Annotated in this window: 13 protein-coding genes and 1 pseudogene; 12 read left to right on the top strand and 2 right to left on the bottom strand. The window is 64.7% G+C overall.

Translation table 11 applies throughout. The features are described from left to right. Nucleotides 1–143: 143 nt before the first annotated feature. The 5 genes and pseudogenes from AC56QP_RS04390 to AC56QP_RS04370 all read left to right on the top strand — a co-directional run bounded on the left by AC56QP_RS04390 (nucleotide 144) and on the right by AC56QP_RS04370 (nucleotide 6,677). Nucleotides 144–2,373, top strand: a pseudogene (locus tag AC56QP_RS04390) (pseudouridine synthase). Nucleotides 2,374–2,386: 13 nt separating this feature from the next. Continuing rightward, the gene (gene rsmD / locus AC56QP_RS04385) at nucleotides 2,387–2,941 is read left to right on the top strand and encodes a 16S rRNA (guanine(966)-N(2))-methyltransferase RsmD (RefSeq protein WP_489860787.1); all 555 of its coding nucleotides are present in this window, start codon (nucleotides 2,387–2,389) and stop codon (nucleotides 2,939–2,941) included. Nucleotides 2,942–3,059: 118 nt separating this feature from the next. After that, entirely contained in the window at nucleotides 3,060–4,448 is a 1,389-nt protein-coding gene (locus AC56QP_RS04380; protein ID WP_489860788.1) for a M16 family metallopeptidase, read from the top strand. Between the two features lie 82 nt (nucleotides 4,449–4,530). Beyond that, nucleotides 4,531–5,826, top strand: a complete 1,296-nt coding sequence (locus AC56QP_RS04375; RefSeq protein ID WP_489863686.1) for a M16 family metallopeptidase — start codon at nucleotides 4,531–4,533, stop codon at nucleotides 5,824–5,826. After that, on the top strand, nucleotides 5,823–6,677 hold the full coding sequence (locus AC56QP_RS04370; protein ID WP_489860789.1) for a patatin-like phospholipase family protein: 855 nt from the start codon (nucleotides 5,823–5,825) through the stop codon (nucleotides 6,675–6,677). Before AC56QP_RS04375 ends, AC56QP_RS04370 begins: the two co-directional genes overlap by 4 nt. Nucleotides 6,678–6,790: 113 nt before the next feature. Here the strand turns inward: AC56QP_RS04370 and AC56QP_RS04365 are convergent, their stop codons facing one another. Next, nucleotides 6,791–7,714: a class I SAM-dependent methyltransferase gene (locus AC56QP_RS04365; RefSeq protein WP_489860790.1), complete on the bottom strand. Its 924-nt coding sequence runs from the start codon at nucleotides 7,712–7,714 to the stop codon at nucleotides 6,791–6,793. Between the two features lie 150 nt (nucleotides 7,715–7,864). Between AC56QP_RS04365 and AC56QP_RS04360 the strand changes: the two genes are divergently transcribed. Beyond that, nucleotides 7,865–8,623: a TylF/MycF/NovP-related O-methyltransferase gene (locus AC56QP_RS04360; protein WP_489860791.1), complete on the top strand. Its 759-nt coding sequence runs from the start codon at nucleotides 7,865–7,867 to the stop codon at nucleotides 8,621–8,623. 222 nt (nucleotides 8,624–8,845) lie between these two features. Here AC56QP_RS04360 and efp read toward each other — a convergent pair whose 3' ends face one another. Then, a complete protein-coding gene (gene efp / locus AC56QP_RS04355) occupies nucleotides 8,846–9,415 on the bottom strand; it encodes an elongation factor P (RefSeq protein ID WP_091577433.1) in 570 nt (189 codons plus the stop codon). A gap of 112 nt (nucleotides 9,416–9,527) precedes the next feature. Here efp and epmA point away from each other — a divergent pair, with 112 nt between their 5' ends. The 6 genes from epmA to waaA all read left to right on the top strand — a co-directional run bounded on the left by epmA (nucleotide 9,528) and on the right by waaA (nucleotide 15,305). Continuing rightward, on the top strand, nucleotides 9,528–10,574 hold the full coding sequence (gene epmA, locus AC56QP_RS04350) for an EF-P lysine aminoacylase EpmA (RefSeq protein ID WP_489860792.1): 1,047 nt from the start codon (nucleotides 9,528–9,530) through the stop codon (nucleotides 10,572–10,574). Between the two features lie 165 nt (nucleotides 10,575–10,739). Further along, a complete protein-coding gene (locus AC56QP_RS04345; protein ID WP_489860793.1) occupies nucleotides 10,740–12,083 on the top strand; it encodes a TldD/PmbA family protein in 1,344 nt (447 codons plus the stop codon). Continuing rightward, the gene (locus AC56QP_RS04340; RefSeq protein ID WP_489860794.1) at nucleotides 12,070–12,873 is read left to right on the top strand and encodes a 3'(2'),5'-bisphosphate nucleotidase CysQ; all 804 of its coding nucleotides are present in this window, start codon (nucleotides 12,070–12,072) and stop codon (nucleotides 12,871–12,873) included. The genes AC56QP_RS04345 and AC56QP_RS04340 overlap by 14 nt, the downstream gene beginning before the upstream one ends. A gap of 76 nt (nucleotides 12,874–12,949) precedes the next feature. Next, on the top strand, nucleotides 12,950–13,195 hold the full coding sequence (locus AC56QP_RS04335; RefSeq protein ID WP_137929775.1) for a DUF4170 domain-containing protein: 246 nt from the start codon (nucleotides 12,950–12,952) through the stop codon (nucleotides 13,193–13,195). 5 nt (nucleotides 13,196–13,200) lie between these two features. After that, a complete protein-coding gene (locus AC56QP_RS04330; RefSeq protein ID WP_489860795.1) occupies nucleotides 13,201–13,992 on the top strand; it encodes a lysophospholipid acyltransferase family protein in 792 nt (263 codons plus the stop codon). Then, nucleotides 13,989–15,305, top strand: a complete 1,317-nt coding sequence (gene waaA / locus AC56QP_RS04325) for a lipid IV(A) 3-deoxy-D-manno-octulosonic acid transferase (protein WP_489860796.1) — start codon at nucleotides 13,989–13,991, stop codon at nucleotides 15,303–15,305. Before AC56QP_RS04330 ends, waaA begins: the two co-directional genes overlap by 4 nt. The last annotated feature ends 1 nt before the right edge of the window (nucleotide 15,306 follow it).

The raw sequence follows: 15,306 nt of genomic DNA, 5'->3' as shown, positions 1-15,306 counted from the left end.
GCGATCCTGTTATTGAGCGCATCAACCCGAAAATCGGACTCGATTTCCGGAAATGATCATGCGCCAAATCAAAGTGCCACAGCGTTCGTTGCGCGCCCGAAAGGATGCGCCACGCTGTAGCAGCGCAAACGGATAAAGGCCACATGGACGACAACGACAAGAAATCTCCGCGCCAAAAAGGCCCGGGCAAGAAACCTGCGGCTCCGCGAGGCGACAGCGGCGGCAAGCCGTCTTTCGGCACGAAAAAGCCCTATGCGCCGCGCGGCAATCGGCCGATGGCTGCCGAAGGCGAGCGGCCGAAGCGCGACTTCAAGAGCGGCGACAAGCCATTCACGAAGGGGCCACGTCCCGAAGGCAAGCCTCATGAGAAGCGCGAAGGCCCGCGCAAGCCCTACGCGCCGCGCGGCGACCGCCCGGTGGCTGCCGAAGGCGAGCGGCCGAAGCGCGACTTCAAGAGCGGCGACAAGCCATTCAGCAAGGGACCGCGTCCCGAAGGCAAGTCCTATGAGAAGCGCGAGGGTCCACGCAAGCCCTACGCGCCGCGTGGCGATCGTCCGATGGCTGCCGAAGGCGAGCGGCCCAGGCGCGACTTCAAGAGCGGCGACAAGCCATTCAGCAAGGGGCCGCGTCCCGAAGGCAAGCCCTATGAGAAGCGCGAAAGCCCGCGCAAGCCCTACGCGCCGCGCGGCGATCGTCCGATGGCTGCCGAGGGCGAGCGGCCAAAGCGCGATTTCAAGCCGCGCGAAGCCGGTGAAGCCGGACGCGCCGAGAGGCCGTTCCACAGCGGCCCGCGCCCCGCAGGCAAGCCCTTTGAAAAACGCGAGGGTCCGCGCAAGCCTTACGCGCCGCGCGGCGACCGGCCCGCTGCCGCGGCGGGTGGCGAACAGCGCTTCGACCGTCCCAAGCGCGATTTCGCTGAACGCCCCAAGCGCGACTTCGGTGGCGACAGGCCCAAGCGTGATTTCGGCGATCGGCCGCAAGGGGCATCGGGCGGCGGCTTCAGGCCGCGTTCCAGTTCCCCCGGGGCGGCGGAGGAGGCAGGCGAGCGCATCGCCAAGCGGTTGGCGCGTGCCGGCCTCGCCTCGCGCCGCGACGCCGAGGAGCTGATCGCCGCCGGCCGCGTTAAGGTCAATGGCCGCGCTCTGACCTCGCCGGCCTTCAATGTCATGCCAGGCGACATCATCCATCTCGATGGCATGGAGATCCCGCCGATCGAGCGGACGCGCCTGTTCCTGTTTCACAAGCCGGCCGGCGTCGTCACCACCAACCGTGATCCCGAGGGCCGCAAGACCGTCTTCGACGTGCTGCCGGCCGAATTGCCGCGGCTGATGACCATCGGCCGGCTCGATATCAACACCGAAGGCCTGCTGCTGCTCACCAATGATGGCGGCCTGTCGCGTGTGCTCGAACTGCCGGCCACCGGCTGGCTCAGGCGCTACCGCGTGCGCGTGCATGGCAAGGTCGAGGAAAGTGCGCTTGCCGGCCTGCGTGAAGGCATAGCCGTCGACGGTGTCTTCTACGGCGCCATCGAGGCGACGCTCGACCGCGCGCAAGGCACCAATGCCTGGCTGACGATCGGCCTGCGCGAGGGCAAGAACCGTGAGGTCAAGAACATCCTGGGCTCGCTCGGCCTTGATGTGACGCGGCTGATCCGAGATCTCCTACGGTCCATTCCAGCTCGACGATCTCGCCGAGGGCCATGTGCTGGAGATCAAGGGCCGCGTGCTGCGCGACCAGCTTGGTGAACGCCTGGTCGAGGAATCCGGCGCCAATTTCGACGCCGAGATAACGAACCCGTTTTCCAACAAGCCGGTGCGGCGTACCGAAATCCGCGAGCCTGAACCGGAACGGCCGAAATTCACGCGCGATGGCGAGCGCCGGCCGATCGGCGAGGGTGGTTTGATCAAGAACCGCAAGCGCCGCGAGGGCAGCCGCGACGAAGCGCTGGGCAAGCTGTCGACAAGTCCCGACAGAGCCTCCTGGCCGGAGAAGAGCTTTGGCGAACGTGGCCCGCGACCCGAACGCGGCGGCTTTGGCGACAAACCCCGAGGCAATTTTGGTGACAAGCCGCGCGGTGGCTTCGGTGACAAGCCCCGTGGTGGCGGCAAGAAATCCGAGCGCGAACAGCGGCCCATCGAGCCGCCCGGCCAGCGCAAGGCCAATGTCTGGATGGCGCCGGGTGCACGGCCGATCGGCAAAGGCCGGGCTGAGGCTGACGCCGCCAAGGCCGCGGACGCCAAGGCACGCAAGGCATCGTTCAAGCCGTCCTATGGCAAACCGGGCGGCGCCAAGCCGTTCGGCAAGCCGCGCGGCGAGCGCCCGGGCGGCAGCGAGCGGCCGCGTGGCGGCCCCAAGGGGCCCAGAACGAGATGAGGCCCGGATTGAAATGAGAATCGTCGGCGGTGAGTTTCGCGGGCGCCCGCTGGCGACGCCCCGCAGCAGCGCCATTCGCCCGACGACCGATCGCACCCGCGAGGCCGTCTTCAACGTGCTGGCGCATCGCTTCGCTGAGCAGCTGGACGGCGCGCGCGTGCTAGACCTGTTCGCCGGCACTGGCGCGCTTGGTCTCGAAGCGCTGTCGCGTGGTGCCTCTTATGGTGTCTTCATCGAGGAATCTGCCGAAGGCCGTGGCCTGATCCGCGACAATGTCGAGGCCTTCGGCCTGACCGGCCGCACCAAGATATTCCGCCGCGATGCAACGGGTCTTGGCGAGGCGGGCACGCTTGCGCCGTTCGGCCTCGTTTTCGCCGACCCGCCCTACGGCAAGGGTCTTGGCGAGCGTGCCTTGCAGTCGGCGAAAGCCGGCGGCTGGCTTCGCCCCAGCGCGTTGTGCGTGGTCGAGGAGGCAGCAGCGGCTCCCTTCGAGCCCGGCCCCGGCTTTTCCGTGCTTGACGAGCGCAACTACGGCGAGACCGTTATCCGTTTCATCGAGGCCGCCTGACCGCCTGCCTGCATGGCCGGCCTCTTTGCCGCCGCCTTTGCCTGAGACATGACGAACAATTCACTTTGCTTGTCGTACCGACCCTGCCTATCGTCTTGCCGAGGAACCGGAGCCATTGATGACATTTCAGGCTGAATGGCTGCGCACAACGCTGCTGGCGACGTCGCTGGCCTTCATCATGGCCGGCCCGGTGCTGGCCGACAGCCCCGTGTTGCCCAACACGAAGCCGGCCGAATTCAAGGTCACGGATTTCCTGCTCGACAATGGCATGGAGGTCGTCGTCATCCCGGACCACCGCGCGCCGATCGTCACCCACATGGTGTGGTACAAGATCGGCAGCGCTGACGAGCCGCCGGGCAAATCCGGCATCGCGCATTTCTTCGAGCATCTGATGTTCAAGGCGACGACCCACCATGCGGCCGGTGAATTCGACCGCGCCGTCTCCGACATCGGCGGCTCCAACAACGCCTTCACCTCTTACGATTACACCGCCTTCCACGAGACGGTGGCGCCATCGGCGCTTGAGCTGATGATGGGCTTCGAGGCCGATCGCATGCGTAATCTCATCCTCACCGACGATGTCATCAAGACCGAGCGGGACGTCATTCTCGAGGAGCGGCGCTCGCGCATCGACAACAATCCCGAGGCGGTGCTGGACGAGGAAGTCGACGCCACATTGTGGCAGAACCAGCCTTATCGCGTTCCCGTCATCGGCTGGATGCAGGAGATGGAGCAGCTGAACCGCACCGACGCCACCGCCTTTTATGACAAATACTACCGGCCCAACAACGCCGTGCTGATCGTTGCCGGCGACGTCGAGCCGGACACGGTCAGGGCACTGGCCGAGAAGACCTATGGCAAGGTGGCCCGCGGCCCCGATCTGCCGCCGCGCATCCGCCCGGTCGAGCCGGAGCAGAACACCAAACGCACGGTGACGCTCTCCGATGCCCGTGTCAGCGTGCCGAGTTTTTCGACGCAGTGGGTGGTGCCGTCCTATCACTCGGGCAAGCCGGGCGAGGCCGAAGCGCTCGACCTGCTTGCGGAAATCCTAGGCGGTGGCAATCGCAGCCGGCTCTACCAGGCGCTCGTCGTCCGGCAAGGCATTGCTTCCAGCGCCGGCGCCTATTTCCAGGGCACCATGCTCGATGATACCAATTTCACCGTTTATGGCACGCCGCGCGGCGATGCCAGGCTCGCCGATGTCGAAGCGGCGGTCGATGTGGAAGTGGCGCGCATCGCCAGGGATGGCGTCACGCCGGCGGAGCTGGAAAAGGCCAAGGACCGCTATGTGCGCTCGATGATCTTTGCCCGCGACAAACAGGATTCCATGGCCAACATCTACGGCTCGACACTGGCCACCGGCGGCAACGTGCAGGACGTCCTGCAATGGCCAGACCGCATCCGCAAGATCACCGCCGCCGAGGTCAAGGCCGTTGCCGCGCGCTATCTGGTGCTTGACCGGTCGACAACCGGCTACCTGTTGCCGCAAGCCAAGGCGGAGAATTGATGATGATGAACCAGCACCGCCGCGGCTTTCCGTCTCCCACAAGGGGGAAGGAAAAGCGCGCGCCGCGTTCGCAACCCTCTTCCTGTCCATCATCTTCCTGATCCTGCCGGCGCTTGCCGCCCGGGCCATGGACATCCAGCAAGTCACCTCGCCAAAAGGCGTCACCGCCTGGCTGGTGGAGGACTATTCGGTGCCGATCGTCGCCATCCGCTTCGTCTTCGGGGGCGGCTCGACGCAGGACCCGCCAGGCAAGGAGGGGCTGGCCAATCTGATGACCGGCCTGTTCGACGAAGGCGCCGGCCCACTCGACAGCGAAGCCTTCCAGATAAAGCTCGACGATGCCGGCGCCGAGATGAGCTTCGAGGAGAGCCGCGACGGCATCTATGGCTCGATGCGCATGCTGGCCGAGCAGCGCGACGAAGCGTTCGATCTGTTGCGGCTGGCGGTCAACGAGCCACGCTTCGACCAGGCGCCGATCGACCGCATCCGCGCCCAGATCCTGTCCGGCATCATCGCCGGCGAGAACGACCCCGATACGGTGGCGCAGAACAAATGGGCGCGGGTACTCTACGGCGACCATCCCTATTCGCGGTCCGACCAGGGCACCAGGCAGAGCATCGCCGCCATCACGCCGGATGATTTGAAAGCCTTGCACAAGGCGGTTTTCGCGCGCGGAGGCCTGCATGTCGCCGTGGTTGGCGCGATCGACCCGGAAACCCTGAAGAAGAAGCTGGACATGGTGTTCGGCGACCTGCCGCAAAGCCAGGCGCTCGCCCCCGTGGCCGATATCGACCCGAAGCTGGCGCAGCATGTCGAGGTCGATTACAATTTGCCGCAGACCTCGTTGCAGCTCGCCTATCCCGGCGTGAAGCGCAAGGCGGCGGATTTCTTTCCCGCCGTGCTGATGAACGAGATCCTTGGCGGCGGTACCTTCACCTCGCGCCTGTTCCAGGAGGTGCGTGAGAAGCGCGGGCTGGCCTATAGCGTCAACTCCTCGCTGGTCAACCAGGATCACGCCAGCGCGCTGATCGTCAGCACCGGGACCCGATCGGACCGCGCGGCCGAGACGCTGGGGATCGTTCGTGACGTGGTCAGGCAACTGGCCGAGGGAGGCCCGACCGAGGCCGAATTGGCGGCGACCAAGAAATACATGATCGGCGCCTACGCCATCAACAATCTGGACTCCTCGAACGCCATTGCCGCGACGCTGGTCGAATTGCAGCTCGACGACCTCGGCATCGACTACATGCAGCGCCGCGCCGCCTTCATCAACGCGGTGACGCTCGATCAGGTCAAGGCGGCGGCGAAGAAGCTGCTGTCCACCGAACCGACCATCATGATCGTCGGGCCGAAGCTTGCCGAGGCCGGCAAGGGATGAGCCCGACTTTCGGCATCGCCTTCGGCGGCGGCGGCGCGCGCGGGCTGGCGCATATCCATGTCATCGAGGCGCTCGACGAACTGGGCATCAGGCCCGTGGCAATAGCCGGCTCGTCGATCGGCGCCATCATGGGCGCCGGCATGGCCTCCGGCATGACCGGCAGGGATATCCATGACTATGCCCGTTCGATCCTCGGCCGCCGCGCCGAAGTGGCGAGCCGCATGTGGCGGGCGCGGCCAGGCACGATCGCGGAAGCCATGCAGAGCGGCATTCGCGTCAGCCAGTTCAATGTCGAGCGCATCCTGAAGGCCTTTCTGCCCGAGGCCATTCCCGACAGCTTCGCCGAGCTCAAGATCCCGCTGAAAGTGACGGCGACGGACTATTTCGGCCACAAGCTTGCCGTCTTCGATGACGGCGAACTGCATTCGGCGCTCGCGGCTTCAGCGGCCATTCCCGCCGTGTTCCGCCCAGTGACGCGCGATGGAAGGCTGCTGATCGATGGCGGCATCTACAACCCCGTGCCCTTCGACCTCATCGAGAACGACGCCGACATCATCATCGCCGTCGACGTGGTCGGCGCGCCGGTGGAAGTCGATCGCAAGCAGCCAACCTCCGTCGATCTGATGTTCGGCGCCACGCAATTGATGATGCAGTCGATCATCGCCAACAAGCTGAAGCAGGGCCGGCCCGACATCCTGGTCCGTCCGACGGTGTCGAAATACCGCGTGCTCGATTTCCTGAAGATCGACGCCCTGATGAACGAGACGGTGGCGATCAAGGACGAGCTGAAGCGGGAAATCCAGAAGGCAGTTGAGACGCGGGGCGGGAAGGGCAAGCGCGTGGCTGGATGATGCATCCGGGATGCGCGCCGGTCGGGCTCGGCCTGGGCCTCGGGCAAGCCGGCCGCCTAAGGCATCGCAGGGCTCTCATTTTTGAACATAGGCAGGCTTTCCCGGCTAGGCACTCATCGCGCGAAGCGACGTTTGATGCGATCGACAACTGCCCGTATGGGGGCGGATGCGCGCCAGGTCGTGCTGGATGTTATGGCGGCCAGATGGGTCTGCGCGTCCAGGCTCGTCTTTCGCATGCATTCAATCTCTTCGATCAGCTTTGAGTTCTCGGAATGCAGCCGCACTATTTCGGCATGGATTTTTGGGGAATGCACCTCGGCAATATGAGACCATAGCTGCCGTTGTGATCGATCCAGGTAAGTCTCCCGGTCGAATGCGTGAGGCTGGAGTTGATCTCGGACCGCGGATGCCAGACTGCCGAGGCCGATAACGGCCACTGTGTCTGGAAGGAACACTGTTTCGTGCGTGATGCCGAGATGATCGAGAAGACGTTCCGCATTGACGATTGCGTCCGCGATCAGGTTGGCGTCGTGGAAGCAAACAATGCAGTCCGGTTTCACAAGTGGCAAAACACCGACAAAGTCCGAAAAACAGGCCCTGTTCGTGTGCTCGCCGTCGATCAGCGCAAGTGTGGCCTTGAAGCCGATCGCTTCGGCGCGCACATCGGACACGTCGCTGTCGATCGTGGTAAGCTTGGCCATTGCCGCCGGGGGAAGTAAATCCGACAGTACGGCGATCATTCGGGCAGCTGAGTTTTCGGGATAGTGAAAAAATTGCGAGCGTTCGTCAGGCTGCGCCGGGGGCCGCGGATCGACCGATATCGCTGCCTCGCAGGCCGGATCAATCAGGTGCGGGAACAGGCTGCCGCCGATATGCGAGCCAACCTCAAGGTAAACATAGTGGCCTAACGCCGCGCGAGCGAAGTTTTGCACCCGCAGGAAACTGGTGCGGTCACTAAGGGTGCTCTCGGTCTTGACCTGGAAAACGGCAATATCGAGTGTCTCGATCATGCCCATCGCTTGATCCGCGGTTTGCATTGGGGTGTCTCCCTAGGCAATTGGTTGCGACTTGCTTGCACGGCGCTTTGGACAGACCGTCGCGAATTGACGGTTGTTCCGTTGCACTTCAACTGGATATCCGCAACAGCATATTTCGATATGGAATCGTGATGCACTGAAAGGTCGATTGTGAACCGCCTCTATACAGATCTCCTGATCAAGATCATTGCCAATACCATCTACGGCTCCGGCTCGCAGGTAATGGATCCCGCCAAGGTTGGCGAGTCGACCCCGTTCAATCGCGAGGATCGGCTCAATGGCCGGGATTGGCCAACGGTTGCCCATTCGATGGCGGGCATCAAGCGCCTGACCAATCTGCGCGACCTCGTGCAGCGCGCCATCGATGAGAATGTGCCCGGGGATTTCATCGAGACCGGCGTCTGGCGCGGCGGCTGCTGCATCCTCATGCGCGGTGTGCTGGCCGCCAACGAGATCACGGACAGGAAGGTCTATGTCGCCGACTCGTTCGACGGTCTGCCGCCGCCTGACCCCGAGAATTTTCCTGCCGACCGGGGCGACAGGCTGCACGAGTTCCGCCAACTGGCAATCGACCAGGGGCAGGTTGAAGCGAATTTTGCCGCCTATGACCTGCTGGATGACCAGGTGGTCTTCGTCAAAGGCCTGTTCGGCGACACGTTGCCCGGCCTGAAAGCCGGCCCTTTCGCCCTGATCCGGCTGGACGACGATCTGTACGAGTCGACGATGGACAGCCTCGAAGCGCTCTATCCAAGGCTGTCGCCGGGCGGTTTCGCTATCATCGATGATCTGGCGCTGCCGACCTGCCGGCAGGCAGTCGAGGATTACCGCGCACGCAACCACATCACCGCGCAGATGCACGAGATAGACTGGACAGGCGGTTGGTGGCAGAAGTCAATTACCGACAACTGAGCCACGGAAGCGCGATGAACGCAGAACCACGTGTCAGTCGTTGTTGTTGCGTACAACATTCCCCGAGAACTGCCCTGAACCCTGCTTCCACTCGGTAAGGTGGGAGAAGATCGGCGTGACCGACGGGGCGCGGATCGTGATGCCCGGGGTGTGGCAGGCATCTGCGCACCGAGCTGGGTCAATGAAATGCCGGCGGCTAAGAGACCAACAAAACTGTCGCCCTCAGTCCTTCGCCCGCTCCACATAAGCCCCATCGGCCGTCATCACCACCACGCGGGTGCCGGGGGCGATGTGCGGCGGCACCAGCGTGCGCACGCCGTTGGAAAGCACGGCCGGCTTGTAGGACGACGAGGCCGTCTGCCCCTTGGTCGTCGGCTCGGTTTCCACCACTTCGAAGGTGGCGCGCTGCGGCAGCACCAGGGAAATCGCGATGCCGTTGTGCTGCGAGATCTGCACCGCCATGCCTTCCGAGAGGTAGGGTGCCATGTCGCCGACCACGCTTTCCGACACCGCCACCTGGTCGTAGGTCTCCGGGTTCATGAAGTGATAGCCTTCGCCATCGCTGTAGAGGAAGGTGTGCTCGCGCTCCTCCACATAGGCGCGCTCCACCTGCTCGGTGGTGCGGTAGCGCTCCGAAACCTTCACTCCGTCGGCGATGCGGCGCATGTCGAGCTGCGTCACCGGCGTGCCCTTGCCTGGGTGGATGTTTTCGGCAAAGAGGATCACATAAAGCTTGCCGTCCTTGTCGACGACATTGCCTTTGCGGAGCGAACTGGCGATGACTTTCACCACGGCTTACAATCCTGAAATGGTTGATTGGTACAAATCGGCTTCAGCAACCGTCCGCTGCGAACTAGCGCATCTTGGCCGCAACCGCCAGCCCCATTCCATATGATCTGAACCCATGACCGATGCCTCGCCCTGGTGGACGCCACACGTCCACGCCGACCGCCGCCCGCGGCTGATGCTGCGCAACGCCATCGCCGCCAGGCTGCGCGACTGGTTCGCCCGCCACGACTTCGTCGAGGTGGAAACGGCGGCCCTGCAGGTCTCGCCTGGCAACGAGGCGCATCTGGCGGCTTTCGCCACCGAAGCGGTCGGGCCGGACGGCGCGCGGTCGCCGCTCTATCTCCACACATCACCGGAATTCGCCTGCAAGAAGCTGCTCGCCGCCGGCGAACAGCGCATTTTCAGCCTCGGTCCGGTCTACCGCAACCGCGAGCGCGGCCCCTTGCACCATCCCGAATTCACCATGCTCGAATGGTACCGGGTGGGCGAGACCTATGAAAGCTTGATGCAGGATTGCGCCGCCCTTCTGGCGCTGGCCGCGACAAGGTCGGGGACGACGCGCTTTTCCTTCCGGGGCCGCGACTGCGATCCGTTCGCCGAGCCGGAGCGGCTGACGGTGGCGGATGCCTTCACCCGCCATGCCGATATAGACCTGCTGGCCACGGTCGCCGCCGACGGCGCCACCGATCGCGACGCGCTATACGCCGCCTTGACCCGGGCCGGCCTGCGCACCGCGCCCGATGACAGCTGGGCTGACCTGTTCAGCCGGGTGATGGTGGAAAAGGTCGAGCCGTTCCTCGGGCGGGGGCGGGCGACCATTCTGTGCGAGTATCCGGTGGCCGAGGCGGCATTGGCGCGGCCAAGCCCGCGCGATCCCCGCGTCGCCGAGCGCTTTGAACTTTATTGCTGCGGTGTCGAACTCGCCAACGGCTTTGGCGAGTTGACCGACGCCGGGGAGCAGCGCCGGCGCTTTGTCATCGAGATGGACGAGAAAGAGCGCGTCTATGGCGAGCGCTACCCGCTGGACGAGGATTTCCTGGCGGCCCTTGCCGTCATGCCGCAGGCCAGCGGTGTCGCACTCGGCTTCGACCGGCTGATCATGCTGGCAACCGGCGCGCAAAGGATAGAGGACGTGATCTGGACGCCGGTGGCGGAGTCTTAAAACCACCAAACACTGGCGCTGCCCTTCATCTGCCCGCCGGGAGCCAGCGCGGATACACGCCGGCGATCACTCCACTGATTCCTGCCTTCGCCATTGCAGAAGCCGAACCGGAACAATAGATGGGTGGCAGCGGTCGAAGCTGGCCGCACGCCAGCAGGATCGCGCATGACCGATATATCAGACGCTGCAAAATTGACCGACCGTGTCGCGGCTTTGGTCGAGGCTGCCAAAAAGGCTGGCGCTGATGCCGCCGACGCGGTGGCCGTGCGCGGCCGCTCGACCGGCGTGTCGGTGCGTCTTGGCAAGGTCGAGGCGACGGAATCGTCCGAGAGCGAGGACGTTGCACTGCGCGTCTTCGTCGGCGGCAGGGTGGCGAGCGTCTCGGCGACGGCTGCGTCTGACCCAAAAACGCTGGCCGAACGGGCGGTCGCCATGGCGAGGGTTTCGCCCGAGGATCCCTATCAAGGCCTTGCCGATCCGGCATTGCTGGCGAAACGGACCCGCGATCTTGACCTGTTCGATGCCACCGAAGTGTCCGCCGACCAGTTGAAGGAAGCCGCACTCGCGGCGGAAGCCGCAGCCCTTGCCGTCAAGGGTGTGACCAATTCGGCTGGTGCCAGTGCCGGTGCCGGTCTGGGCGGTCTGGTGTTGGCCACTTCGCACGGCTTCCTTGGCCATTATATCGGCTCGCGTTTCTCGCGCTCTGCCAGCGTCATTGCCGGCGAGGGCACCGGCATGGAACGTGACTATGAATTCTCCTCGCGCCAGCATTTTGCCGATCTCGACGCGCCGGAGGATATCGGCCGCAAGGCCGGCGAACGCGCCGTGCGCCGCATCGGTGCGCGCAAGGCGGCGACCGGACCGATCGACGTGGTGCTGGACCCGCGCGTCGCGCGCGGCATCGCCGGCCATCTTGCTGGTGCCATCAATGGCGCCTCGGTCGCGCGCAAGACGTCGTTCCTGCGCGACATGATGGGCAAACAGGTGGCCGCGTCGGCGATCACCGTGACCGACGAGCCACTCAGGCGGCGTGGTCAGGCCTCGCGTCCCTTCGACGGCGAGGGCGTCGAGGGCGAGAAACTGTTCATGGTCGAAAAGGGCGTGCTCAACCACTGGTTCCTGTCGACATCGGCCGCGCGCGAGCTGGGGCTCATCACCAACGGGCGTGGCGCGCGCAGCGGCTCCTCCGTCTCGCCGTCCTCCACCAATCTCGCCATCGAACCAGGCGAGCGGTCGCCGGAAGACCTGATCAAGTCGCTCAAGACCGGGTTCTATGTCACCGAAGTGTTCGGCCAGGGCGTCGACATGGTCACCGGCGAATACAGCCGTGGCGCGTCGGGCTTCTGGATCGAGAATGGCGAGCTGGCCTATCCGGTCGCCGAAGTTACGATCGCTTCGAACCTGAAGACCATGTTCCTCAACATGGTGCCGGCGAGCGACCTCGACCGCAATTTCGGCACCGCGGCTCCCACGCTTCTGATCGAAGGCATGACCCTTGCCGGAGCATGACCTGACCACGGCCGGTGCCGTCGAGGATCTGCCGCTGCTGCGCGATGCCGCCCGCGATGCGGGGATCATCGCCATGCGCTACTTCGGCAACAACCCCCAAGTCTGGTTGAAGGGCGGCACATCGCCGGTCAGCGAAGCCGATCACGCCGCCGACGCCTATCTGCGCGAGACGCTGCTTTCGGCACGGCCGGATTATGGCTGGCTGTCGGAAGAGACGGCCGACGATCCGGCGCGGCTTACGGCGCGCCGCACCTTCGTCGTCGACCCGATCGACGGCACGCGCGGTTTCCTGGAAGGCCAGCGCACTTGGTGCGTCAGCGTTGCCGTCGTCGAGCAGGGCCGCACACTTGCCGGCGTGCTGGAATGCCCCGCGACCGAAGAAACCTATTGGGCGCTGCCTGGTGAAGGCGCCTTCCGCAACGGCCAAAGCATTTCGGTACGCAATCCGGCGGACATGGCCGAGATTTCCGGCCCCAAGCCGCTGATCGACCTGCTGCCGGCCGAGTGGCTGGCGCGCTTGAAACGGGCTCCCTACAGTCCTTCCCTAGCGTATCGGCTGGCCATGATCGCCAATGGCGCGCTTGACGCTACTTTCGTCAAGCCGAACGCGCATGACTGGGATATCGCCGCCGCCGATCTCATCCTGCGTGAGGCCGGCGGCCGGTTGCTCGACCGGCATGGCCGCTCGCCGCTCTATGCCGGCGAGGTGATCCGCCACGGTGCGCTCGCCGCCGGCAGCGGTGAATTGCTGGCCGTGCTCGCCAATGTCATCGCCGGACTGGATGCGTGAAAGCGTTTTCGAAGGTTCCAAAGTCGGCGGCTTTGGTCTAGACCTGTCACAAACTCACAATATGTGAAGGACCGACATGGCCGCGGAAGACGGAAAGAAACAGCTTTTGCATCTGGTGTTCGGCGGCGAACTGAAGAAGCTTGGCGGCACCGAGTTCCGCGACCTCGACGCGCTCGACATCGTCGGCGTCTATCCGGACTATCAAACCGCGCACACGGCGTGGAAGGCCAAGGCGCAAGCCAGCGTGGACAATGCCCACATGCGTTATTTCGTCGTGCATCTGCACCGTCTGCTCGACCCCGACAGCAAGGCTGCCGGTTGACGTCGATGGAGCATGACCTGGCGAAAGGGCCAGCCAGCGAGGCCGCGTCCACGGGCAGGGGCGGCAGCCGCACGACCAAGACTTTCTGGCGCAAGATTCGCGAACCGCTTGCCCAGTCGCGATTCGTCAAGAACGCCATAGCCAGCCTGCTCGCCCAGTTCGTGCGGCTGGTTCGCATGACCAGCCCTCTGGTCGCCGGATCGGCACGCTTTTCGGGTGGCGCCTATGCCGAGTTCGAGCCCGGCATCATCGCGCTGTGGCATGGCCAGCATCTGCTGACGCCAGCCTATTATCCCAAGCGCAAGCCGTTGGTCGCCATGGTCTCGCGCAGCGCCGATGCCGAGCTCAACGCGCTGATGCTGGAGAAGTTCGGCATCGAGGCGGTGCGCGGATCCGGTGGGCGTGACAATGCCAGGCATCTCGACAAAGGTGGGGCCAAGGCGCTCATCGCCCTGAAAAAGTCGCTCACCGCCGGCAAGAACGTCGCCATGATCGCAGACATTCCGCACGGCACCCCGCGCGACGCTGGGCTTGGCATCGTTCTCCTGGCACGCCTCTCCGGCCGGCCGCTGCTGCCTGTCGCCATCGCCACCAGCCGCCGCAAGGTGCTGGAGAAGAGTTGGGACAAGACCACCATCAACTTGCCATTCGGCCGTTCCGCCGTGACCATCGGCGCGCCGATCTTCGTGGCGGCGGACGCCGACGATGCCGAAATGGAGCGCAAGCGCCAGGAAGTCACCGCCGCGCTCAATGCCGCGACCGCCGAGGCCTACCGTCTCGTGGATGGTCCACGATGAGCGGTCGCTGGGCGCGAGCCATGCTGTCGGCATATCGTTTCGCCGGTGCGGCGGCCTATCCGCTGGTCGGCCCCTACGTCGCCTGGCGCACATCGCGCGGTAAGGAAGACCGCAACCGCCGCCGCGAACGCTATGGCGTCGCCGGCCGCCCCCGCCCCGAGGGGCCGGTAATCTGGATCCACGCGGCCAGCGTCGGTGAGACCATAGCCGTCGTGCCGCTGGTCGAAAGCATTCTCGACTACGGCGTCAACATCGTGCTGACGACCGGCACGGTCACCTCGGCGCAGGTCGCCGATGAGCGGCTCGGCGATCGCATCATCCACCAGTATGTGCCGCTCGACCTCAAGCCGGCGGTCAGCCGGTTCCTCGATCACTGGCAGCCCGATCTGGCGATCATCGCCGAATCCGAGATCTGGCCGATGACCATCCTCGAGCTTGGCGCGCGCCGCGTGCCGCAGGTGCTGGTCAATGGCAGGCTGTCCGACCGTTCGTTCACGTCGTGGAAGAAGCGCGCCAACATCGCCGAGGCGCTGTTCGAGAACCTCGCCCATGTCGTCGCCCAGTCGGACGTCGACGGCGAGCGCTTCCGTTCGCTCGGCGCGCGGCCGGTCACCGTCTCTGGTAATCTCAAGGTCGATACCGCGCCGCCGCCCGTCGACGATCGGGCACTGGCGACGCTGAGGCGGCAGATCGGTGCCCGCCCGACCTGGGCCGCGATTTCGACGCATGACGGCGAGGAAGTGGTCGCAGCCGAGGTCCATGCGACGCTGCACAAGCGCCACCATGGTCTTCTGACGATCGTCGTTCCGCGCCATCCCGATCGTGCCGAGGCGCTTGCCGCGCAGATTTCCGGCATGGGCCTGAAGGTCGCGCGGCGCAGCAAGGGCGACAGGATCGTCGCCGACACCGACATATTGCTTGGCGATACGATCGGCGAGATGGGGCTCTATCTCAGGCTGACCGAAATCGCCTTTGTCGGCCGCTCGCTGACCTCGGAGGGTGGCCAGAATCCCTTAGAGCCGGCGATGCTCGACACGGCTGTTCTCGCCGGGCGCAATGTGCAGAATTTTCGCGAGGCCTATCAGCGCCTTATCGATAGCGGCGGCGCCAAGCTGGTGCGTGATCGTGACATGCTGGCCGGTGCCGTGAATTTCCTCCTGACCAATGAAGTGGCGCGCCACGAGATGATGGCGGCGGGAGCAGCGACCGTCGACGAGATGCGCGGCGCGCTGGCGCGCACGCTGAAATCGCTTGAGCCCTACATCCAGCCGTTGGTCGTCAAGTCGCGCCTGAAGGGCGCTAACGGGCGCTAAC

Source organism: Mesorhizobium sp. RCAM 05104 (assembly GCF_059683645.1).
Note: the sequence above shows the minus strand (reverse complement) of the source record. Positions and strands in the feature narration are given on the sequence as shown.